The sequence below is a fragment of the Arcobacter aquimarinus genome (assembly GCF_013177635.1).
Lineage (GTDB): Bacteria > Campylobacterota > Campylobacteria > Campylobacterales > Arcobacteraceae > Aliarcobacter > Aliarcobacter aquimarinus.
On record NZ_CP030944.1, the window covers coordinates 320,840 to 344,236 of the forward strand.

Below are 23,397 nucleotides of genomic sequence, written 5' to 3' on the forward strand. Positions count from 1 at the left end.
ATAACTTAAATAAGGAGTTTCTATGGAAAAAAGAACAAAAATATTAGCAACTTTAGGCCCAGCAAGCCATAGTATAGAGATGATTGAAGGATTAATTAAAGCTGGTGCAAACATGTTTAGATTAAATTTTTCACATGGAAGTCATGAATATCATTTAGAAACGTTAAATAATATTAAAGCAGCTATGAAAAATACAGGTAAAACTGTAGGTATTTTACAAGATATTTCAGGACCAAAAGTAAGAATTGGTGATTTAAAAGAGTCTTTTGAACTTTTTAGAGATGATATTATTACATTTTTAAAAAATGAAATAGTTGGATATAAAAGAGGTGATAAAGATTATGTTGTATCTATTAATTACCCAGATATTTTAGATAAAGTTAAAATTGATGAATATATATATTTGTATGATGGAACAATTAGAGCAAAAGTTATTGAAACAGGTAAAGAGGTAAAAGCAAAAATTGAAAATCATGGAACTTTATCTTCAAAAAAAGGTGTGAATTTCCCAAATACAGTAATTGATATTGATGTAATTACAAAAAAAGATGAAAAAGATATAGCTTGGGGAGTTGAAAACGAAGTTGATTATTTTGCTATCTCATTTGTTCAAAATGCAAAAGATATGAAAAATGCAAGAAAACTTTTAAATGGATATAAAGGTAAATTAATTGCAAAAATTGAAAAATTTGATGCAGTTGAAAATATTGATGAAATTATAGAAGCTAGTGATGGATTAATGGTTGCAAGGGGAGATTTAGGAATAGAAGTTCCATATTATGATGTTCCAACTATTCAAAAAATGCTTATAAAAAAAGCAAATTTAAAAGGAATACCTGTAATTACAGCAACTCAAATGCTTTTATCTATGACAGAAAACGAAAGAGCAACAAGAGCTGAAATCTCAGACGTAGCTAATGCTGTTTTAGATGGAACTGATGTTGTAATGCTTTCTGAAGAGAGTGCTGTTGGAACTGATCCTGTAAATGTTGTTGATACAATGAAAAATATCATTGCAAAAACAGAAGATATTTATAATTATGATAAACAGTATAAATTTCCATATTTAGATGAATTTGATGTTATTCAAGCAACTGTAACTAAACTTGCAGATGATTTAAAAGCAGATGGAATTTTAGCACTTACAAGTTCTGGAAGATCAGCTGTTAAAATGTCAAGATATAGACCAAAAACTCCAATCTTTACATTTACTCATAAGAAAAAAGTGTTAAATTCACTAACTGCTGTTTGGGGAGTTGAACCAGTTGGAACTATAAAAGAGGCACAAGCTTCTAAAATGTTTCAAAAGATGTTGAAATCTTTAGATGAGATTGGAAAATTAAAGAAAAATGGTTTATACGTAGCAACAGTTGGTTATCCGGTTGGAATGCCAGGAAGTACTAATACTATCAAAATCTTAACTCCATCTGAAATAGAGTATTATTTAAATTTTAAAGAGAAAAATAATAAAGATAAGAAGTAATTTAAAAATATTCAGCATAGTATGCAAAACTATTGAAGTTTTGCATACATTTCAAGAAGTTCTATTTGTTTTTCTATTTCATAGATTTTTAAATCTAAAGATTTAATTTTTTGTGAGTTTTGTAAAGTATCCACATCACTTTGAGTTTTGATTTGAGCCTCTTTTTCTTCATTTATGATTTTCAAAATTGAGTCATAAACTTCTAAATCATCTTTTGTGATTTGTAGTCTCTCATCAAGCATAGATATTTTTTCAAGTTTTGTTTTAAAAAAAGTTTTTTCATCATCAATGCTATTTTCAAGATTTAGTTTCGATTTTAAATAATCTATTTTTTTACTTTCTATATCATTGAAAGTTCTTGTATCAAGAGGAATATTTAAACTTAATCCAAAAGTTTGTTCATTTTCTTTATCTAGTCCATTTTTATTATCAGTTTCATGATATTTTGAATAAGTATAAAATGCATTTACACTTGGCAGATATTTTGCCATTGTCATGTATGAATAATTTCCTTTTTTTTCTATATCCGCTTCTAATTTTTTTAGTTCAATATTATTTTCCATAAACTCTTTTTCATTAAATAGTTTAAAAATAGGAAGTTCAAATTTTGTGTAATCTTGTGAAGAGATATTATTGAAGTTATTGATTAATTCTTGTTTTTGGTACTTTAAATCTACAAGATTATGTTTTGTTATATTCAATGTTAAAAGAGCATCATCCAAAAATGAAGCATCTAAAAAACCATTTAAAACTTGTTCTTTTTTTCTAGTTACATCAATTTTTGCATTTTCTAAAGTATATTTTGCTTTTTGCAGATTTAAGTTTGTTTTTTCAATATTATATAAAAGATTCAAAGCTTGCTTAATAAGCTCTTTTTTTTGTTGTTCTAATTCGATAGAAGCATAATCATACGATGAATCAGCATATTTAATAGCTTTATATATTCCACCACTTTGGAAAATTGGTTGATTTATTGAGATTATTGATTGAGCTGTTTCATACTCTTCCCCAAGATTTTTTTTGTATTGATAAGTTATTGGATTTATCCAATCTTTTCTTAATTTTGAACTATCTTGTTCTATTTGTTCTTTCGTTAAATTAAAAGTTTCTAACCTTTTATCAGAGATTATTTTTTCATCAAAAAGTTCATTTGAAGCGTACAAATTTATGGAGATTAAACTACAAAGAAGTAGTTTAACCTTGCTTGATTTTATCAAGTGCATTTTGTAACCTTTTAAAACCTTCATTTATTTCTTCTTTTGAAATAGTTAAAGCAGGAAGAAGTCTTAAAGTATTTTTACCTGCTTTTAAAACTAAAACACCATTTTCAAAAGCAGTTTTAATAATAAGTGCTAATGTATCAGCATCTTTTACTCTTAATCCTCTCATTAATCCAAGACCTACGTTATCAGTGAAAAATTCTTTATTATTTTCATAAATTTCATTTAGTTTAGTATTAAAATAGATAATAGTTTCATCTAAAGCTCCACTATCTTTTACCTCTTCTAAAATATCTAAAACTTCTAAAGCAGCAGATGTTACAAGATAGTTTCCTCCAAAAGTAGAACCATGGTCACCTGGACTAAAAATATCTTTTAAAGTAGTCATAATAGCTCCAATTGGAACACCACCACCTAGACCTTTTGCAAGTGTTACAATATCAGGTTCAATCTCATAAAGATTTGATGCTAAAAATTCACCAGTTCTAAAAACACCTGTTTGAACTTCATCGATGATTAATAAAATATCATTTTCTTTTAAAAATTTTGCTAATTCTTGAATCTCTTTTTTATCAAATGGCTGAACTCCACCTTCACCTTGAACAAGTTCAATCATAACAGCAACTGTTTCATTATCTATTGCATTGTAAATATCATCTATTCTATTATGATATGAAAAACCATCAGGATATGGAGCAAAATTTGGAGTATGCATTGATTCTTGACCAGTTGCTTTTACTGTTGTGATAGTTCTTCCATGAAAAGAGTGCTCTAGTGTGATAACTTTATATCTTTTATTTTCAAATTTAGTTTCACCATATTTTCTAGCAATTTTTATAGCACCTTCATTTGCTTCAGCACCACTATTTGAGAAAAAAGTTCTAATATCATAACCACTTAACTCTTTTAATTTTTTAGCAAGTTTTGCTTGTGGTTCAATTGCGTATAAATTTGAAATATGTGTGATATTTAAAATTTGTTCATAAATTTTATCTGCTACTCTTTTATTACCATGTCCAACGCTACAAACAGCAATTCCTGATGTGAAATCTATGTAATCTTTATCATTTTCATCAAATAAAGTTGCGTTTATACCTTTTTTGAAATTAACATAATTTCTAGCATATGTATGTAAAACATACTCTTTATCCATTTGTTCTAATAGTTCGTTCATTTTTTTCCTAAAAAACTAGATTATTTTTAAGGGCAAATTATATCTAAAATATTTAAACCAATCATTAATAATTATTCATTAATAGCTTGACTTAGATATCTATTTAAATCAAATAATCCATATTCTAAAAAATCATACTTTTTAAATTCTTTATCGAACCAATCAAAAACTTCCCAAAAGTTTGGATTAGCCCTATTAATAGCATATTTTAGTATTTTTTTATCATCTTCACTTGAGTTGTAATTTTGTAGTAAATTAAAAAATTCATCTAAGTCATTTTGTTTTACAACCATAAAAAGATTTGGATAAGAGCCTATAAACCCTTCAACAAAATTTATTCTATCTTTCGTTGGGTCAAGTCTTGATTTTTCATCAAAAAGTAGGGCTACATTATTATGCCATCTATTTACTACCATTGAATAAACTAGATTTTGACCTGAATTTAACTCTATTTTAATAAATGCTACATTTGATTTTTCACCATTAAAATGTTTTATTAACTCAGAACTATTTGGTAAAGTTAGAGTTTTAAAACTCTCTTCAATTTCTTGTTTTGTATTATAAAATTCTTTTATTTCACTTCTTTTATAATCATCTTCGATAAAATTTATTGAATCTCTTTTATTATTTGTATAATTTAAAACTTTGTTTACAAACTCTTTTTTAAAATCTTTAGTTTCATATTTTATATTAACATTATTATTTGAAGGTGTATAAACTGTTAAATATTGAGCTAACCAACCAATATACCAAGAATTAAAATAATTAATTCTTGAATCTTTTGGTAGAAATTCTAAGAAATTACTCTCTCCTTCAATTCTTAATCTATCCATATGAGTTCGCACCAAAAGCTGATGAGCTGTATTTCCAAATATATCAAAACCTGCAACTAATGAATAATAAATTCTTTCTAATAGTGGAAAATCAATAACCCATAAAGTCTTAGGAATATCCCCTAAAGCACCTTTATGAACTGATGCAGAGTCAAAATGTCTATAAATTGTCAAAATAGAATCATTTTGTTCTTTTTTATTTCCTTTCCAAATAGCATCAATATTTAATCCATTAGGATAATGTTGATTATAAATTGAACCTCTATTTTTGTGGTATTTTTTAGCTAACTCATAATTATCTAAAGCTTTAAAAGTTTTGTATAAACTAGGATCTTCTCCATACTCATTTGGGATTGATAAATTTGGAATATTATTATGTAAAAAATATTTATCTTGCAGACTTAAATCATATTTTGGATCCATAAACATAACCCAAAAATGATCTTGAATAACATTTAATGCAATTTGCCCTTTACAAACAGGTCCTCTAATAAAAGTCATAATAATATAGTGAATATCATCAAGTAAAAATTGGTATCTGCTACTTGCTGGAATTTGTTCAAAAGTTCTTAAAGCATTTGCAGAAATTTTACTATCGTATGGAGGTAAATATGGTTTTTGATCCCAAATTGCTTTAATAAAAAGTTCATTATATCTTTCCAATTTTTTATCATCTAATTTATAAACCATATGTGTTTTATGAACAATTGTTGATTCTATTTTTTTAAATCTATAATAAAAAGGTTCTTCTACTTTATCATAAGGAAATCTAGTTGCTATGATTTTAGGTTCTTGATTTGTTGGAGTAGTTGAACGAATTAGTTCAAAAAAATTTCCACTTTTTTCATCAAAAGATATATGTGCTAGAAACAGATGCTCATAGATATATCTTGAAGTTACTTGATGTTTTATATTTTTGTTATTAAGAAATTCCTCGAATTTTTTAATTTGTTTTTTTTCGAAATTAGTTATTTCATCTTTTTTTGTATCATCTATAGCACCTTGTTTTAACCAAGTCATTAAAAGATTGTATTCTTCTTTTTTAAGTGCTGGAAATCCATAGGGCATTCCTTTATGAGGATTTTCATCAAAATATTTTGCTAATTCATCTTTATTTTTTACACAGCTTAACTTATCAGTTTCAGGAGAATATTCTCCAATATTTAAAGGATTTGTTTGTTTTTGGAAAAGATATTGCATCATAATAGATTCATTTGAATCTTCTAAAAAATCAACAACAGAAAAAAATCCTTTTTCTCTCCACTCTTTTTCACTTGTTGCATCAATAAATAATCTTGTAGGATTATCAGCTCTTAATCTATTTGCATAAATATCAGCTTTTGAGCCTCCTCTTTCTATCCCTTCAAAAGAAGAGAGTTTTAATTGACAAGGTGAGTTATAGCACGAATGACAAGAAACACATCGATTATCTAATATTGGTTTTATATCTTTTATAAATGATATTTCTTTATTTACTGTTTCAAATTGTACGGGTTCAAGTGGTTTAATTGAACAAGCTGTAAATAAAAAAGTAATTAAAAAAAATAGTATATGTTTGATTTTCATAAAAATTCCCAAAAAAGTAAAGTTTTACATTATACAGAAAAGTTTTATTTTTTAAAGAGCTTTTTGCTAAAATCCAAACTAAAATTAAAGGAAAAAAATGCAACACTTGATTAGAACTTCCGATTTTACAAAAGAAGAGATTTTAGATATTTTTGATGATGCTAGAGGTTTTTTAGATTTTAAACCTTGTGATATTTTAAAAGGTAAAATTATTGTTACTTTGTTTTTTGAAAACTCTACAAGAACTAGAAGCTCATTTGAAATTGCTGCAAAAAGGTTAGGAGCAGAGGTTGTAAATCTTGATGTTGGAACATCTTCACAAAAAAAAGGTGAGACGATGTATGATACAGTTGCAAATATAAATGCAATGAAACCTGATGCAATTATTATTAGACATAGTGAATGTGGTTTACCTGAAAGTTTAATAGGATATGTTGATTGTCCAATTATAAATGCAGGTGATGGAAGACATTCTCATCCTACTCAAGCTTTTCTTGATTTGTTTACAATTTATGAATACTTTGATGGAGAAACTGAAGGTAAAAAAATTGCTATTGTTGGAGATGTTAGAAATTCAAGGGTTGCAGGAAGTAATAGAAGATTACTTCCTAGATTTGGAATAGATGTAAATTTAGTTGCTCCTGATTGTTTTAAATATGAAGGAGATGAATTTAAACAGTTTAATACTGTTGGTGAAGTAATAGATGATATGGATATTGTAATGAGTTTAAGAAGTCAGTTGGAAAGACATAACATTACATATTTTGAATCTTTACAAGAATATGCAAGAGATTTTTGTATAACTTCTGAATTGATGGATAGAAAAGAGTTTTTACTTTTACATCCAGGTCCAGTGAATAGAAATATAGATATTTCAGATGATGCTTTAAAACATCCAAGATGTAAAGTTCTTGAGCAAGTTACAAATGGTGTTGCTATTCGTGCTGCTATTCTTAAAAAATTAATACTAAAATAAGATTTGAGTAAACAACTAATAAAAGATAAATTAAATAAATTTGGCTCTTTAAAAGAGCCATTTTTATTTGTACTATCATATGACTTGAATAAGTTTTATATTGAAAAACTATCATCTCTTCCTCGTGATATAAAATTTCAAATAAATGAAAATCAAGATATAAGTAATATGACTAAAAAAATTGATTTACAAAAATTGCCTATATCATTTTTAGAGTATAAAAAGAAATTTGATATTTTACAAGAAGAGATAAAAAATGGAAACTCTTATCTTTTAAATCTAACTGCAAAAACAAAAATAAAAACCTCTTATTCTTTAGATGAGATTTATGAAAATACAAAGAGTAAATTTAAATTAAGATTTAAAAATAAAAATGATAATTTCGTATGTTTTTCTCCAGAAAGATTTGTTCAAATAAAAGATAATAAAATTTCAACATTTCCTATGAAAGGGACAATAGATGCAACAATTAAAGATGCAAAAAAGAAGATTTTAGCAAATAAAAAAGAGATGGCTGAACATACAATGGTTGTTGATTTATTAAGAAATGATTTGGGAATAATTGGCTCAAACGTAAGAGTTGAAAACTTTAGATATATTGATAAGATAAATGCGGGAGATAAAGAGTTATTGCAAGTTAGTTCAAAAATTTCTGCCTCTTTAGAAAGTAATTGGCATGAAAAATTGGGTGACATTTTAATTTCAATATTACCAGCTGGTTCAATAACAGGAACACCAAAGAAAAAAACAATTGAAATTTTAGAAAAAGTTGAAGATTACGAAAGAGATTTTTATACAGGAGTTTTTGGAATTTTTGATGGAAAAAATCTTGACAGTTGTGTGATGATTAGATTTATTGAAGAAAAAGAATCACAGTTATATTATAAAAGTGGTGGAGGTATTACTTGTGATAGTGAAGCTTCTTTAGAGTATGAAGAACTTTTGGATAAAGTATATCTTCCATTTTAAAAGGATTGTTTTTGGAAAGTATAAAATATTTTGAGACTATTAAGTGTGATGATTTTGAAGTTTTTAATTTAGAATATCATAATAAAAGAGTTGCAAATACAATAGGCTTAAATGTAAATTTACAAGAGTATATTTATCCAATTTCAGACGAACTTCTAAGATGTAAAGTAATTTATGATGAAAGTGGAATTATAGATGTTTTGTATTATCCTTATAAAAAAAGAGAGATAAAAAACTTTAAGATTATTTTTGAAGATGAAATTGATTATTCTAAAAAATATTTAGACCGAGAAAATCTTGATAAACTTTTTGAAAAAAGAGGTAGTTGTGATGAGGTTATTATTGTGAAAAACGGTATTGTTACAGATACTAGTATTGCTAATATTGCTATTTTTTATGAAAATTTATGGATAACTTCAACAAATTGTTTATTAAATGGAACTACAAAAGCTAGATTAATTGAAGAAAAAAGATTAATACAAAAAGATATAACTCTTGAAATGTTAAAAAAGTCATCTAGGATAGCTTTAATGAATGCAATGATAGGTTTTGATGAAATAGAGGATTACTCTTTTAAAGTATAAACTCTATTTAGAAGTTTTTCCCACTTATTATCTTTTCCCCAATTTATATCTATTTTCTGAGTAAATTTATTTGGAGTAAATTTGTAAGAATCTATTTCATTGAAGGCAAATTTAGGTATTAATTTTGGTCTTTTTGTTAAAGCTATAACTTTTGAACTAAGATTATCTAAAACTAAAGGCGATGATTTTTTATCTTCAACATACAATAAAACCATGTGAGCATCTCTTTGTCCTTTTACATTTACAACTGCAAAATAAAGATTTTCTTTTTTTATTCCTAATTCTAAAAGAGTGAAATATTTTGCAATTGCATAATCTTCACAATCTCCATGACCTTGAAGTAAAAACTCTTTAGGTGTTGCCCAATAGTCAATTGATGAAGTAGTAGAAATATCATGAGCTGGTAAAATTTTATTTATAAATGAATTTATATGAGATAATTTTCTAATTAACTCATAATTTTTTACTTTTGTTTTTAAGCTTTGATATTTTTCTAATCTATTAAGAATAAAAGATTTCTTAGTTGAATTATTTATATAAGCTAAATCTTTTTGATTTAGTTCAAATTCATAAGAAAACAGTGGCGTTGAAATTATAAAGATAAGTAAAATTAGTTGTTTCATAGGTTATAATAGCATCTAAAATTTGAAATAAGGATTAATTCATGATAAAAGATATTATAGAAAATGAAGAGTATAAAGTATTAGTAGAAAAACAAATAAAAGAGAATATTTTATTTTTATTAGAAAAGAATCAAGAGTTTTCCATAACAGCAAATATTCAACCAATTACATTCAATCCTGAATTACCAAATGTTATAAAAGAGCAAATGCATAAATTTTCACTTTTTATTTTAAGTAACTATACATATACAACTGTTCAAATTGATGATGATTTTTTAAGTTTTGAAGCAGGTTTTGGAAGTGAAAATTTTGGAAGTGTGGTAAAAATACCTTTACACGCAATTTTCCAAATAATTGTAGATGAATCAATTTTATACCTAAATTCTGTAGCAACTGTAGATAAATTTAATACTGATTTAAAAAAGAACTCATTTGATGTATTTAAGAAAAATCCAAATAATAAAAAATTTAAATAAAGAAAAAAATATTGAAATATAAAAATGAATTGTCAATTGCCTTTAAGGTATCTATTCCAATTATGATGGGATATATTGTTTTAGGTTTTGCTTTTGGTTTATTATTAGTCTCTTTTGATTACTCTTGGTATTTAGCACCAATTATGTCTTTTTTTATTTATACAGGCGCATTACAATTTGTTGCAATTAATTTTTTTAATATAAAAGCAGGTTATGTCGATATAGCAATTGCTTCTTGGTTTATAAATATAAGACAAGCTTTTTATGGTTTATCTTTAATAAAAAGATTTAATAAAACAGGAAAATTAAAACCATATTTAATTTTTGCATTAACTGATGAGACTTATGCACTTTTAACTTCAATTAAAGATGATGAAAATCTAAATAAGAAATGGTATTACTTCTTTTTACTCTTTTTTAGTCAATTTTATTGGTTATTAGGTTCAACATTAGGAGCAATTTTTGGAAGTAATATTAAGTTTAATACACAAGGTTTAGAGTTTTCATTAACTGCATTGTTTGTTGTTTTATGTATTGAGCAATATAAAAGTCTTAAAAATATTTTTCCATTTTTTATTGGTTTTCTTTCCTCAATTTTTGCTTTAATTTTTATTCCTAGTGATAAAATGCTACTTGTGTCAATTATTTTTGCTTTGATTTTATTATTTATATTTGAAAAAAAGATTGAAAATGAATAATTATGAAATATTTATAGCAATTGCAATTATGTCAATAATTAGTTATTTTACAAGAGCTTTACCATTTATTTTTTTTAGGAATAAAGAAGAATTACCTTATTATTTTTTATTTATTGGAAGATATTTCCCCTCAATAATTATAACTATATTGATTGTTTTTACTTTAAAAGATATAGATTTTTCTATTGCACCTTATGGTTTAAAAGAGATAGCAGGAGTTTTTGCAACAGCTGTTTTACATTTAGTATTTAAAAATTATTTGATTTCTATTTTTTTAGGAACAGTTTTTTATATGAGTTTGGTTCAGTTAATATAAAATAGGTAAAAACCTATTTTATTTTTTAGGTGCGAATTTAAATAGAGCAGAACCCCAAGTTAATCCACCACCAAAGGCATCAAAAAGTACTGTATCACCAGCTTTTATTCTACCTTGCTCAAAGGCATAGTTCATTGCCATAGGAATAGATGCAGCTGAAGTATTACCATAGATATCTACAGTAACAACAGTTTGGTCATCATTAAATCCTAAAGCTTCACCTACAGCTTTTATGATTCTGTAATTTGCTTGATGAGGAATAAAATGATTAATATCTTCATTTGAAAGATTATGTTTTTGCATCATTACTTGAACATCAGAAGTTAGTGTCTTAACGGCTAGTTTGAAAGTTTCATTTCCTTTCATTTTAATACAAGCCATTTTATTTTCTAAAACTTCCTGACTACAAGGATGTTTACTTCCTCCACCTGGAGTTTTTATTAAATCTTCATAATTTCCATCACTAGAACAATTAACATCAATAATAGCTTCATCTTTATTTGATGTAGCAGATATAATTGCTGCACCTGCACCATCTCCAAAAATGAAACAAGTTCCTCTATCTGTATAATCTAAAATTGAACTGTACGTTTCTGCACCAACAATTAGTACATTTTTTTTCATTCCAGACTCAACAAATGCTTTTGCAATTGAAACGGCATATACGAATCCAGTACATGCAGCACTTACATCAAATGCCATAACAGGAGGAAGTCCTAGTTTTGATGCTATTAAACAAGCAGTTGATGGCATACATAAGTAATCAGGTGTAACAGTTGCACAAATAACTAAATCGACTTCTTCTTTAGATATTCCTGCTCTTGAAATTGCTACTTCTGCAGCACGAGCACCTAAATCAGATGATGCTTCATCCACTTCAGAAATTCTTCTTTCTTTAATACCAGTTCTTTTTGTAATCCACTCATCACTAGTATCAATAATCTTTTCAAAATCTGCATTAGTCATAATCTTTGGTGGAACATAAGCTCCAATAGATCTAAAAGCTGCATATGTCATTTACATATCCTTAATTTTATATAGTAATTAATTTTCTTCTATACTACTATATTTTGCTAATCTTTGTTCAATTATATTATCTAAATTTGAACTTGCTGCATTAATTGCTTGAAATATTGCATTTTGAATTGCTTTTGGATTAGATTTTCCATGGGCAATAATTACAGGTGCTTTTACTCCAAGTAATGGTGCACCACCATATTCAGCATAGTCAACTCTTACTTTTAGATTCTTAAAAACTTTTCTCATTAAAACTGCACCAGCAATTGATATTAAAGAACGTTTTAGATTTTTTTTGATAATTTTACCAATAGTATCAGCAACACCCTCTGCAGTTTTTAATAATATATTTCCTACAAACCCATCACAAACAACAACATCAACTGTTCCTTTAAAGATATCACTACCTTCAACATTCCCAGCAAAATTTGGAATACTTGATAATAATTTGTAAGCTTCTTTAGTAACTTCATTTCCCTTACTATCTTCTTCTCCATTACTTAATAAACCAACTATTGGTTCATCAAGTCTTAAAGCATATTGTGCATAAACTTGACCCATTATTGCAAACTGAAATAAATTTTTTGCATCACTATCTACATTAGCTCCAACATCTAATACTAAAGTATTTTGATTTTCACTTGTAGGCATAAGTGTTGCAATTGCAGGTCTATTTACACCTTTAATTCTTCCTATTCTTAATGTTGCTAATGACATTGAAGCACCTGAATGACCTGCTGACACTACAGCATCAGCACTACCTTCTCTTACTAATTCAATAGCTTTATAAATAGTGGAATTTTTTCTTTTAAGTGCATCAGTTGCAGAATCACTCATACTAATTACATCATCTGTATCTAATATTTCTATTCTTGACAATAAACTTTGTGGGATTAATGGTGTAAGTTCAGTTTTTTTACCGACTGCTATGGCAGTGAAGTTGTTGTTTTTTTTAAGAGCTGCTATTAAGCCTTCCATTATAGGCTCAGGACCAAAGTCCCCGCCCATAGCATCTATTGCAATTCTTAGCATTAGTTTTTATATTCACCAGTATTTGGGTTAACCATATGAGGCATTTTCCAAGAACCATCTACATCTTTAACAGGTTTTTTTAATGTTATTTTGTAGTGAGTTCTTCTTTTTGCCGATCTAGTATGAGATACTCTTCTCTTAGGTACTGCCATTTTTATTCTCCTTAAAATTCTTTTTCAAAATTGTCACCATATTTTTGACATTCATCACAAATATGATAATCACTCTTAATAGAGTTTAATTCACTTTCAATTATTTCATCGAAGTCAATTAAACTTTTTTCTATTTCTATTACTAAATATTCCTCTTCATTACCACTATAGATACCATCACTAAGTAATAAGTTTAACTCTTCATTAACTTCCAAAACCTCAGTAATTCCACATCTACAACAATCAATATCAGTTTTACCTTTTAAAACCGCATTAATTTTAACTAATGATGACGATATTCTACAAAAAGTACCTTCAATTTTTACTGAATTGTATTCAACAACCAACTCTTTGGTAGTTTGAGGTACTTTTCTAAATTCAATTTTCATTATAAACTTGATTAATTAATTAAGAATTAACAAATTTCTTTTTGTGCAAAGAAGAAATTAATCTCAATTGCTGCATTTTCTAATGAATCAGAACCATGAACAGCATTTGCATCAATTGATTCTGCAAAATCTGCTCTGATTGTACCAGCAGCAGCTTCTTTAGGATTAGTTGCTCCCATTAGTTCTCTGTTTTTAGCCATTGCGTTTTCACCTTCTAAAACTGAAACTACAACAGGACCTGAAATCATGAATTCAACTAAATCTTTAAAGAAAGGTCTAGCTGCATGAACAGCATAAAAAGCTTCAGCATCAGCTTTACTTAATTGCATTTTTTTAGTTGCAGCGATTCTTAATCCAGCTGACTCAAATCTGTCTAAGATTTTTCCAACAACGTTTTTTGCTACAGCATCTGGTTTGATGATTGATAATGTTTGTTCCATCGCGTATATTCCTCAATTTTTTTTAAGTCGCGGATTATAGCTAAAAAATAAAAAAAAGGCAAGCAGTTAAAACTACTTGCCTTTTTTAGGTATAAAATTGAAGTTAATTATTCAACTACAGGAGTACCTGGAGTCCCTCTATCTTCTTTTTCAACAGAACCTGAACCTACTTCGTCCCATACAATACAACCTTCAGTTGGACATGCATCAGCACATGCAGGAGCATCATTATGTCCTACACACTCAACACATTTATCAGCGTATACATAATATGTATCTTCACCTGTTGGGTTCTCATCATTATCAACGATTGCTTCTACTGGACACTCATCTAAACAAGCATCACAACTAATACAGATATCAGTAATTTTTACTGCCATTGTATATCTCCTTTTAAAAATTTAGAAAACTCTATCACAGTAAATATAAAAATTTCTTTAAAATCATTCAATTATTAAAATGCTTTTTGAAGGTGTATCTTTTTTATATATAAATTATAGAGGATAATTTTTATTATAAAATAAATATTTTCATAAATTTAAAAATTTAAGGTGATTTACAGTTTATTTTAAAAAAATTGTTATATAATTTCACAACAAAAAATATTATATTAAAAGGATTTAAATATGTTAGTAACAAAAAAAGCTCCAGATTTTACAGCAAAAGCTGTACTTGCAGATGGTCAAATTGTAGATAATTTTAACTTATATGAAAACATTGGTGAAAAAGGTGCAGTATTATTCTTTTATCCATTAGACTTTACATTTGTTTGTCCTTCTGAAATTATTGCATTTTCAAAAAGAATTGAAGAGTTTGCTTCAAGAGGAATTTCTGTAATTGGTTGTTCAGTTGATTCTCAATTCTCTCACTTCGCATGGAGAGAAACACCAGTTGAAAACGGTGGAATTGGTAGAGTTAAATTCCCATTAGTAGCAGACTTATCAAAATCAATCTCAAGAGATTATGATGTATTATTTGGTGAATCAGTAGCTTTAAGAGGATCTTTCTTAATTGATGCAGATGGAACAGTAAGACATGCAGTTATCAACGATTTACCACTTGGAAGAAACGTAGATGAAATGATTAGAATGATTGATGCAATGTTATTTACAAATGAGCACGGTGAAGTTTGTCCAGCTGGTTGGGCAAAAGGTGATGAAGGTATGAAAGCTAACACAGCTGGTGTTGCTGAATACTTAGCAAAAAATGAAGGTAAATTATAATATTTATTGCTATTTTAAAAAAGGTATCTATTCTTATAGGTGCCTTTTTTTATTGACAATTTTTCAAATAAACACTACAATTATGTCAACACTTTAAAACTACAAAACTACAAAACTACATATCTTAACTATGTAAATCAAAGGCAACATACTCATGGAAGAGTCTAAAGAAGAAACTAAAGTAAAAACAACGAACTCAAAAAAAACAAGAACACATATTCCTGTTGAGGGATATAAAATAGAACAGTTAAGGGAATTTCCTTTAGAAGAATTAATTAATATTGCAAATGAATTAGAAGTTGAAAACCCACAAGAATTAAAACGACAAGATTTAATGTTTACGATTTTGAAATCTCAAATTGATGCTGGAGGATTTATTTTATTCACTGGTATATTAGAGATTAAAGAGGGTGGATTTGGATTTTTAAGAGCAATAGATGGAAATTTTTCTGATACTTCAAATGACTCTTATGTAAGTGCTACACAAATTAGAAAATTTGCACTTAGAACAGGAGATATTGTCTCAGGGCAAGTTCGACCTCCTAATAAAGAGAGTGAAAAATATAACGCATTATTAAAAATAGAAGCAATTAACTACCTACCTGTTAAAGAGTCTAAAAATAGACCTTTATTTGACAATTTAACTCCCCTTTACTCAACAAAAAGATTTAATTTTGAATATGAATCAACAAGAATGACAGGAAGAATGCTTGACTTATTTGCTCCAATGGGTAAAGGTCAAAGAGGTCTTATTGTTGCTCCTCCTAAAACTGGAAAAACTGAACTTTTAAAAGAGTTAGCACATGCAATTGCAAGAAATCATCCTGAAGTTACTTTAATGGTTTTATTAATTGATGAAAGACCTGAAGAAGTTACAGATATGCAAAGAAGTGTAAAAGGAGAAGTTTATAGTTCTACTTTTGATTTACCTGCTCATAACCATGTAAGAGTTGCAGAAATTGTTATTGAAAAAGCAAAAAGACTTGTAGAAATGAAAAAAGATGTAGTTATTTTACTTGATTCTATCACAAGATTAGCAAGAGCGTATAATACTGTAACTCCAAGCTCTGGAAAAGTTCTTTCAGGAGGAGTTGATGCAAATGCACTACATAAACCAAAAAGATTTTTTGGAGCTGCTAGAAATATAGAAGAAGGTGGAAGTTTAACTATTATTTCAACTGCACTTATTGAAACTGGTTCAAAAATGGATGAAGTTATTTTTGAAGAGTTTAAAGGGACAGGAAATAGTGAAGTAGTTCTTTCAAGAAATGCTGCAAATAAAAGAGTTTATCCTGCTCTTGATATTACAAAATCAGGAACTAGAAAAGAAGAGTTACTACTTTCTAATGATATTTTACAAAAAACATGGATTTTAAGAAATGCTATTTCTCAAATGGATGAAGTTGAAGCACTTAAATTCTTGTACTCAAAAATGCAAAAAACTAAAGATAATGAAGAATTCTTTAATTCAATGAATGAATAAAAACTAAACAACTGTAAAAAAAGTATAAAAAATTTTAAAATTGTATACTTTTTATACAGTTCTACTATGAAATAACCAATTTATTTTTGCTAAAATATTTCTTCAAAATTAGAACGAAGGAAGAAGCATGTCATATTTAGAAGAAGTTTTTAATTATCTTAAAAGAACAAGTCCCGCACAAACTGAGTTTTATCAAGCTGCAGAAGAAGTTTTATACTCACTACAACCAGTATTAGAAAAATACCCTCAATATAGAAAGCACAAAATTATTGAAAGAATTGTTGAACCAGAAAGACAAATTATGTTTAGAGTAAATTGGTTAGATGATAATGGTGAAATTCAAGTTAATAAAGGTTTTAGAATAGAGTTTAATTCTGCACTTGGACCATATAAAGGTGGATTAAGATTTCATCCAAGTGTAAATGCAGGAGTTATTAAATTTTTAGGATTTGAACAAATTTTTAAAAATGCATTAACAGGTCTTCAAATTGGTGGAGGAAAAGGTGGAAGTGACTTTAATCCAAAAGGAAGATCAGACAATGAAATCATGAGATTTTGTCAAGCTTTTATGAGTGAATTATATAGACATATTGGTGCAAATACTGATGTTCCTGCTGGAGATATTGGAGTTGGTGCTAGAGAAATTGGATATATGTTTGGTATGTATAAAAAACTTGCTAATAAATATGAAGGTGTTTTAACAGGAAAATCTTTAAAATGGGGTGGTTCATTAGTTAGAACAGAGGCAACAGGATATGGGTGTGTTTATTTTGCAAAAAATATGTTAGCTGCAAGAGGAGAGTCTTTAGAAGGAAAAAGATGTGTAGTATCTGGTTCTGGAAATGTTGCAATTTATACAATAGAAAAATTATATCATTTAGGTGCATTACCAATTACATGTAGTGATTCAAAAGGTATGATTGTAGATGAAGAAGGAGTTGATTTACTTTTATTAAAAGATTTAAAAGAGACTCAAAGAGCTAGATTATCTGAGTATATTAAATATAGACCAAAAGCTAAATATATTCCTGTAGAAGAGTATCCACAAGGTAGAAATGCTGTATGGTCTGTTCCTTGTTATGCAGCTTTCCCAAGTGCAACTCAAAACGAATTAAATTTAGAAGATGCAAAAGCATTATTAGCAAATGGATGTAAATGTGTAAGTGAAGGAGCTAATATGCCTTCAACTGCTGAAGCTGTAGATTTATTTGTTGAAACAAAAATTGCTTATGGTCCAGGAAAAGCTGCAAATGCTGGTGGAGTTGCAACAAGTCAACTTGAAATGGCACAAAATGCTTCTATGGTAGCTTGGACTTTTGAAGAAGTTGATGCAAAACTTGAGCAAATCATGAAAAATATTTATGATACAGCAAGTGCAACAGCAGCTGAATTTGGACAACCAACAAACTTAGTTTTAGGTGCTAATATTGCAGGATTCAAAAAAGTAGCTGATGCTATGATTGAGCAAGGATTAGTATAATCTTCTAATTTACAATACTCCATTTTAGGAGTATTGTAACTCTTAACTCTCTTATAATTATTTTATTTAAAAACTTATGTTAAAATTCTCACTTATTATTAAAAAAGGTATAAATTGAAAGTTGGAATATTTGATTCTGGGCTTGGTGGATTAACGGTTTTAAAATCTATTTTAAAAGTTTTTAAAGGTGCTGAGATATTCTACATAGCAGATACGGCTTATGCTCCTTATGGAGAAAAAAACTCTTTTGAAATTTTAGAAAGATGTGATTATATTACTGAATTTTTATTAGAAAATTATGGAATTGAAGCATTAATAGTGGCTTGTAATACAGCAACAAGTGCTGCAATTAAACATTTACGAGAAAAATTTCCTTTTTTAATTGTAATAGGTACAGAACCAGGAATTAAACCAGCTATTTTAAATACGAAAACATCAACTATTGGGATTTTAGCAACTCCTACAACATTAAAAGGGGATAAATACCAATTTTTAGTTAATGAATTGTCAAATATAAAAAAAGTAAAATTGTATGAACAAGCTTGTGTAGGATTAGTTGAGCAAATTGAAAAGGGAGAAATAAATAGTTCAAAAACTTTTTCAATGTTAGAAAATTGGCTAACTCCTATGAAAGAAAATGGTGTTGATACAATCGTACTTGGATGTACTCATTATCCCTTAGTTGGAAAACTAATAGAAAATATTATGGGAAAAGATATTAGTTTAATTGAAACAGGAGATGCAATAGCAAACAGGCTTTTATTTTTAAGTGAACAAAAAGGTCATATAAATCAAGGTGAATTAAAAATTTTGATTTTGCATACTGGAATTATAAATACAAATATGATACAAACAATTTTAGAAGATAATAATATTGAAATTAGGAAATGTGAAATATGAATAAAGAAAAATTAGAAGATAAAGTTTTAGCTTTAAAATACAGACCTCAAAGATTTGAGGATTTAGTTGGGCAAAGTACAGTTTCTCAAACTTTATCTTTAGCTTTAGATTCAAATAGATTATCACATGCTTATCTTTTTTCGGGATTAAGAGGTTCTGGAAAAACTTCAACAGCAAGAATTATGGCAAAGGCACTTTTATGCTCAAATGGTCCAACTTCAAAGCCTTGTGAAGTTTGTCCAAATTGTATTAGTGCAAATTCTAATAGGCATCTTGATATTATTGAAATGGATGCTGCAAGTAATCGTGGAATTGATGATATAAAAGATTTGATAGAACATACAAAATACAAACCAAGCAGTGCTAGATTTAAAGTTTTCATCATTGATGAAGTTCATATGCTTACAACTCAAGCATTTAATGCTTTATTAAAGACTTTAGAAGAACCTCCTGGTTTTGTAAAATTTATACTTGCAACAACAGACCCGCTAAAACTTCCTGCAACAATTCTTTCTAGAACTCAACATTTTAGATTTAATAAAATAGCTTTTAGTGATGTACTTCATCATCTTTCTCATATTTTAAATGAAGAGGGAATTGATTTTGAAAAAGAGGCTTTAGAAATTATTGCAAGAAGTGGACAAGGAAGTTTAAGGGATACATTAACTTTACTTGACCAAGCAATTATTTTTTCAAAAGGAAGAGTAAATACAACAAGTGTTGTTGATATGTTAGGCTTAATTGAACCAAAACTTATGGATAATATTTTTTCTATAATCTTAAATAAAGGTGATGTAAACGAAATCATAAAAGAGCTAGAAACTTATGAAGTTTCTCAGATTTGTGACGAAATGACAATTTATTTAAGAGATAAAATGTTATCTAAAGATAGAAGATTTGATTTACTTTTATTTGATAGATTTTTTAGAATATTAAGTGATGCAAAACATCTTTTAGCAATAAATAGTGATGGAACTTTTGTTTTATTATTAACTTTTATGAAAATGATAGAAGCTACAAATTTAAAATCAATAGATGATATTATCAATCAAGTTGAAAAAATAGAAGTAAAAAAAGAGCAAATAGTTCAAAAAATAATAGAAAAACCAATAATAGAGGAAAATTCTAAAAAAGTAGAAGTAGTAGAAGAAAAACCTTTATTTATAGAAGAAGAGACTAAAATAGTTGAAGTTTCACCTTTTGATGAAGTTTTAATTCAATCAAATAATATAGTTGATTTACAAATTACAAATTCTATAGAAGTTTTAGATTTTTCTACACCTTTTGATGAATTACCTATGCAAAAAGTTGAAGAAGTAAATCAAGTTCAAGAAACTAAAGTTGAGGAGATTAAAGAATTAGAAATAGAACCTATTTTTGAAGAACACACTTCAATAAATTTAACTCAAGAAGTAGAAATTATTCCTTTAGAAGATGAAATAGATGATGAAAAAAATGAATTATATGAAAGATTAACTGCAAAAGTTTATGATAGAGATTTCACTTTAGGTGAATGTTTTGAAAAGAATTTTATATTTGATGGATTTGAAAACAACAAACTTCATATAATCTCTTATGCGCAAGATGAAGATAGAAAGCTTTTATATAAACATTTTGGAATTATAAAAACTTTTGCTCAAGACATTTTTGGTAATGATGTTGAGTTAGATTTTAAAAAGGAAGAACCCTCCGTACTAGAAGAGAGTAAAAATAATTTAGAAGAAAAATCTAAAGAAGAAGAGAATTTAGATATTGAAGAAACAAGTTCTATGCTAGAATCTATTGAAATGGGTTCAGGTTGTGTTGCTGATATGACTAAAAGTTCAGTAATTTTACCTTCTCAAAAAGAGTTAGAATTAAATGATATTTTAAATTCAAAAATGCTTGATAAATTTAAAGAGCTATTTGATATAAAAAAAATAACTGTAAAAGCTAGAAGTTAAATATTAACTTTTGATTAATAGATAATTGATAGACTAAAATATAATTATAAAAAGGAAAAATATATGAGAAAGTTTTCGAAGTTATTATCATTGAGTGTTTTATTATCAGTTTCATTATTTGCAAGTGATGATGTTGTTATTGAATTTGAAAAAAAAAGAGTCTCTTCTAATCCAAATATCAAAGTAAATGATATTAAAATTAATACAAAAAAAGAGTTAGCTCTTAGTGGGTGGAATGGTTATATTCTTGATGTTGAAGCTAATATTCAAGGGAAAGATATAAAAGTAAAAGATATACTTTTTAGTGATGGAAAGTTTATTGCTTTGGAATTACTTGATGCTAAAACAGGTAAATCATTAAAAGATTTGATGACACCAAACTTAACAGCTAATTATTATAATAAATCTAAATTAATTGCTGGAAATCATAATGCAAAAGATAAAATAGTTATTTTCTCTGATCCATTATGTCCATTTTGTATGGATTATGTACCTGAAGTTATAAAACATGTAAATAAAAATAGTGATTCTATAGCTTTATATTATTATCATTTCCCATTATTAGGATTACATCCAGCAGCAGCACCTTTATCTAAACTTATAGAAGTTGCAAGACATAAAGGTATAAAAGATGCTGAATTAAAAGTTTATAAAATTGATTGGGAACCACATTTTAGTTCAAAATCAACAGATGAAAAGAAAATTTTAGAAGCATTTAATAAAGAGTTAAAAACAGATATAAAATTAGAAGAGATTACTTCAAAAGAGATTAATGAGGCTTTACAAAAAGATATATTAATGGGTGAAGATGTTATGGTTCAAGGAACACCTACAATTTTTATAAATGGTGTTAAAGATGCAACAAGAGAAAAATATGAAACTTTAGGAAAAAAATAAATTAAATAAGAAGGTAATATGGAAAAATTAGTAATAGCAACAAGAAGAAGTCAATTAGCACTTTGGCAAAGTGAATATGTAAAATCATTACTTTTAGAGCATTATCCAAATATGCAAATTGAGTTACAAGAGTTCGTAACAAAAGGTGACAAGATTTTGGATGTGCCATTAGCAAAAATTGGTGGAAAAGGTCTTTTTACAAAAGAACTTGAAGTTGCAATGCTTGAAGGAAGTGCTCATTTAGCAGTTCATTCGCTAAAAGATGTTCCAACTCAATTTGAAGATGGTTTAATGCTTGCTGCTGTTACTAAAAGATTTGATCCAAGAGATGCATTTTTGAGTAATAAATATGTTTCTTTAGAAGATTTACCTCAAGGTGCAGTTGTTGGAACGACAAGTTTAAGAAGAAGAATGGCGCTAAAAATTTTAAGACCAGATATTGAACTTAAAGATTTAAGGGGAAATATTAATACTAGAATTGCTAAATTAAATGCAGGTGAATATGATGCAATTATACTTGCTGCAACTGGTATTCAAAAATTAAAAATTGAAAATGAAGTAAAATATTTTTCTCCAATTTCAACTGATGTTATGATTCCATCAATGGGGCAAGCAACACTTGGAATTGAAACAACAAATGACCCAAAAGTATTAGAAATTGTAAAGGTGTTAAATGATGAAAATGCTCATATTGAATCAACAATTGAGCGAAGTTTTGTAGATACACTTCAAGGAGGATGTCAAGTTCCAATAGGTGTAAAAGCTACAATTATTGATGAAAAATCTGTTAGAGTTCAAGCAATAGTAGGACTTCCTGATGGAACTGAATATATTAGTGAAGATATAACTGCTGATATTAATGATTTTGAAAAAATAGGAAGAAATTTAGCTCAAATGTTTATTGATCAAGGTGCGAAAGATTTACTTGATAGAGCTGAAAAATTAGCTTTTAAATAATATATTTTATAAGGAGAGATAAAATGAGAATAAATGTAGATGAGACACTTTTTTGTTTGGTTGATGTTCAAGAAAAACTATTTCCTCATATAGCAAATAAAGAAGAATTAGAAAAAAATTTATTAACTTTAGTAAAAGGTTTAAAAGTTTTAGATGTTCCATTTATTGTAAATGAACAATATAAAAAAGGAATTGGTGAAACAATTTCTTCTTTAAAAGAATTGGTTGATACTTATCCATCATTTGAAAAAACTACTTTTTCGTGTTGTCAAAATGAACCAACAATGGATGCAATTAAATCAGCCAATAAAAAAGTAGTTATTGTTGCAGGAATCGAAACACATGTTTGTGTTTTACAAACTTGTATTGATTTGATTGAAGCTGGTTATAAAGTGGTATTAGTTACTAATTGTTGTGGTTCAAGAAAGCAAATAGATAATGATATGGGAATTCAAAGATTGATTCAAGCAGGGGTTATTCCAACAACGTATGAATCAATTTTATTTGAATTAACATTAAATGCAAAGAATCCTTGCTTTAAAGAGATTTCAAATTTAGTAAAATAG

25 protein-coding genes are annotated in these 23,397 nt (G+C 27.5%); 15 read left to right on the top strand and 10 right to left on the bottom strand.

Going from position 1 to position 23,397, the window contains the following annotated elements:
- Positions 1-22: 22 nt before the first annotated feature.
- Positions 23-1,483: a pyruvate kinase gene (pyk, locus tag AAQM_RS01615; RefSeq protein WP_129094445.1), complete on the top strand. Its 1,461-nt coding sequence runs from the start codon at positions 23-25 to the stop codon at positions 1,481-1,483.
- Between the two features lie 29 nt (positions 1,484-1,512).
- On the opposite strand, the gene AAQM_RS01620 is transcribed toward pyk, so the two are convergent.
- The 3 genes from AAQM_RS01620 to AAQM_RS01630 form a co-directional block, all read right to left on the bottom strand.
- A complete protein-coding gene (locus tag AAQM_RS01620; protein WP_171920637.1) occupies positions 1,513-2,706 on the bottom strand; it encodes a TolC family protein in 1,194 nt (397 codons plus the stop codon).
- Positions 2,678-3,877, bottom strand: a complete 1,200-nt coding sequence (locus AAQM_RS01625) for an aspartate aminotransferase family protein (RefSeq protein WP_129094444.1) — start codon at positions 3,875-3,877, stop codon at positions 2,678-2,680. Before AAQM_RS01625 ends, AAQM_RS01620 begins: the two co-directional genes overlap by 29 nt.
- A gap of 71 nt (positions 3,878-3,948) precedes the next feature.
- Positions 3,949-6,276, bottom strand: a complete 2,328-nt coding sequence (locus tag AAQM_RS01630) for a fatty acid cis/trans isomerase (protein WP_129094443.1) — start codon at positions 6,274-6,276, stop codon at positions 3,949-3,951.
- 97 nt (positions 6,277-6,373) lie between these two features.
- Between AAQM_RS01630 and AAQM_RS01635 the strand changes: the two genes are divergently transcribed.
- The 3 genes from AAQM_RS01635 to AAQM_RS01645 are packed head-to-tail and all read left to right on the top strand — an operon-like array spanning position 6,374 to position 8,805.
- Entirely contained in the window at positions 6,374-7,252 is an 879-nt protein-coding gene (locus AAQM_RS01635) for an aspartate carbamoyltransferase catalytic subunit (RefSeq protein ID WP_129094442.1), read from the top strand.
- Positions 7,253-7,255: 3 nt separating this feature from the next.
- Positions 7,256-8,221, top strand: coding sequence for an aminodeoxychorismate synthase component I (locus tag AAQM_RS01640; protein ID WP_129094441.1), 966 nt, complete (start codon positions 7,256-7,258; stop codon positions 8,219-8,221).
- An 11-nt stretch (positions 8,222-8,232) separates the two neighbouring features.
- Positions 8,233-8,805 (top strand): aminotransferase class IV family protein, encoded by a 573-nt coding sequence (locus AAQM_RS01645; protein ID WP_129094440.1) that lies wholly within the window; start codon positions 8,233-8,235, stop codon positions 8,803-8,805.
- Here the strand turns inward: AAQM_RS01645 and AAQM_RS01650 are convergent.
- The gene (locus tag AAQM_RS01650) at positions 8,787-9,428 is read right to left on the bottom strand and encodes a transglutaminase-like cysteine peptidase (protein ID WP_129094439.1); all 642 of its coding nucleotides are present in this window, start codon (positions 9,426-9,428) and stop codon (positions 8,787-8,789) included. The genes AAQM_RS01645 and AAQM_RS01650 overlap by 19 nt on opposite strands.
- A 41-nt stretch (positions 9,429-9,469) precedes the next feature.
- Here AAQM_RS01650 and AAQM_RS01655 point away from each other — a divergent pair, with 41 nt between their 5' ends.
- Genes AAQM_RS01655 through AAQM_RS01665 form a run of 3 tightly spaced genes read left to right on the top strand, consistent with a single transcriptional unit; the run spans position 9,470 to position 10,918 of the window.
- Entirely contained in the window at positions 9,470-9,904 is a 435-nt protein-coding gene (locus AAQM_RS01655) for a hypothetical protein (protein ID WP_129094438.1), read from the top strand.
- Positions 9,905-9,915: 11 nt separating this feature from the next.
- Entirely contained in the window at positions 9,916-10,602 is a 687-nt protein-coding gene (locus tag AAQM_RS01660; protein ID WP_129094437.1) for an AzlC family ABC transporter permease, read from the top strand.
- Positions 10,595-10,918: a branched-chain amino acid transporter permease gene (locus AAQM_RS01665; protein WP_129094436.1), complete on the top strand. Its 324-nt coding sequence runs from the start codon at positions 10,595-10,597 to the stop codon at positions 10,916-10,918. Before AAQM_RS01660 ends, AAQM_RS01665 begins: the two co-directional genes overlap by 8 nt.
- Positions 10,919-10,936: 18 nt before the next feature.
- Here the strand turns inward: AAQM_RS01665 and AAQM_RS01670 are convergent, their stop codons facing one another.
- The 6 genes from AAQM_RS01670 to AAQM_RS01695 all read right to left on the bottom strand — a co-directional run bounded on the left by AAQM_RS01670 (position 10,937) and on the right by AAQM_RS01695 (position 14,328).
- A complete protein-coding gene (locus AAQM_RS01670) occupies positions 10,937-11,935 on the bottom strand; it encodes a beta-ketoacyl-ACP synthase III (protein WP_129094435.1) in 999 nt (332 codons plus the stop codon).
- Between the two features lie 27 nt (positions 11,936-11,962).
- The gene (gene plsX / locus AAQM_RS01675; protein WP_129094434.1) at positions 11,963-12,967 is read right to left on the bottom strand and encodes a phosphate acyltransferase PlsX; all 1,005 of its coding nucleotides are present in this window, start codon (positions 12,965-12,967) and stop codon (positions 11,963-11,965) included.
- A complete protein-coding gene (gene rpmF / locus AAQM_RS01680; protein ID WP_128985221.1) occupies positions 12,967-13,119 on the bottom strand; it encodes a 50S ribosomal protein L32 in 153 nt (50 codons plus the stop codon). Before rpmF ends, plsX begins: the two co-directional genes overlap by 1 nt.
- Positions 13,120-13,130: 11 nt before the next feature.
- Positions 13,131-13,508, bottom strand: a complete 378-nt coding sequence (locus AAQM_RS01685) for a hypothetical protein (RefSeq protein ID WP_129094433.1) — start codon at positions 13,506-13,508, stop codon at positions 13,131-13,133.
- Positions 13,509-13,534: 26 nt separating this feature from the next.
- Positions 13,535-13,948 (bottom strand): nucleoside-diphosphate kinase, encoded by a 414-nt coding sequence (gene ndk, locus AAQM_RS01690; RefSeq protein ID WP_129094432.1) that lies wholly within the window; start codon positions 13,946-13,948, stop codon positions 13,535-13,537.
- A 107-nt stretch (positions 13,949-14,055) separates the two neighbouring features.
- Complete coding sequence (locus tag AAQM_RS01695; protein WP_128985223.1) at positions 14,056-14,328, bottom strand: NADH-quinone oxidoreductase subunit I; 273 nt, start codon at positions 14,326-14,328, stop codon at positions 14,056-14,058.
- Positions 14,329-14,574: 246 nt separating this feature from the next.
- Here AAQM_RS01695 and AAQM_RS01700 point away from each other — a divergent pair, with 246 nt between their 5' ends.
- The 8 genes from AAQM_RS01700 (at position 14,575) to AAQM_RS01735 (ending at position 23,397) form a co-directional block, all read left to right on the top strand.
- Positions 14,575-15,171, top strand: a complete 597-nt coding sequence (locus tag AAQM_RS01700; protein ID WP_129094431.1) for a peroxiredoxin — start codon at positions 14,575-14,577, stop codon at positions 15,169-15,171.
- A 154-nt stretch (positions 15,172-15,325) separates the two neighbouring features.
- Positions 15,326-16,654: a transcription termination factor Rho gene (rho, locus tag AAQM_RS01705; RefSeq protein WP_128985225.1), complete on the top strand. Its 1,329-nt coding sequence runs from the start codon at positions 15,326-15,328 to the stop codon at positions 16,652-16,654.
- Between the two features lie 127 nt (positions 16,655-16,781).
- On the top strand, positions 16,782-18,134 hold the full coding sequence (gene gdhA / locus AAQM_RS01710; protein ID WP_129094430.1) for an NADP-specific glutamate dehydrogenase: 1,353 nt from the start codon (positions 16,782-16,784) through the stop codon (positions 18,132-18,134).
- Positions 18,135-18,248: 114 nt separating this feature from the next.
- Complete coding sequence (gene murI / locus AAQM_RS01715) at positions 18,249-19,034, top strand: glutamate racemase (RefSeq protein WP_129094429.1); 786 nt, start codon at positions 18,249-18,251, stop codon at positions 19,032-19,034.
- Positions 19,031-20,977, top strand: coding sequence for a DNA polymerase III subunit gamma/tau (locus AAQM_RS01720; protein WP_129094428.1), 1,947 nt, complete (start codon positions 19,031-19,033; stop codon positions 20,975-20,977). Before murI ends, AAQM_RS01720 begins: the two co-directional genes overlap by 4 nt.
- Before the next feature lie 63 nt (positions 20,978-21,040).
- Positions 21,041-21,874 carry a DsbA family protein gene (locus AAQM_RS01725; RefSeq protein ID WP_129094427.1) on the top strand — a complete coding sequence of 278 codons (834 nt, stop codon included), beginning with the start codon at positions 21,041-21,043 and terminating at the stop codon, positions 21,872-21,874.
- An 18-nt stretch (positions 21,875-21,892) separates the two neighbouring features.
- Positions 21,893-22,831: a hydroxymethylbilane synthase gene (hemC, locus tag AAQM_RS01730; protein WP_129094426.1), complete on the top strand. Its 939-nt coding sequence runs from the start codon at positions 21,893-21,895 to the stop codon at positions 22,829-22,831.
- A 23-nt stretch (positions 22,832-22,854) separates the two neighbouring features.
- Positions 22,855-23,397, top strand: a complete 543-nt coding sequence (locus tag AAQM_RS01735; RefSeq protein WP_129094425.1) for a hydrolase — start codon at positions 22,855-22,857, stop codon at positions 23,395-23,397.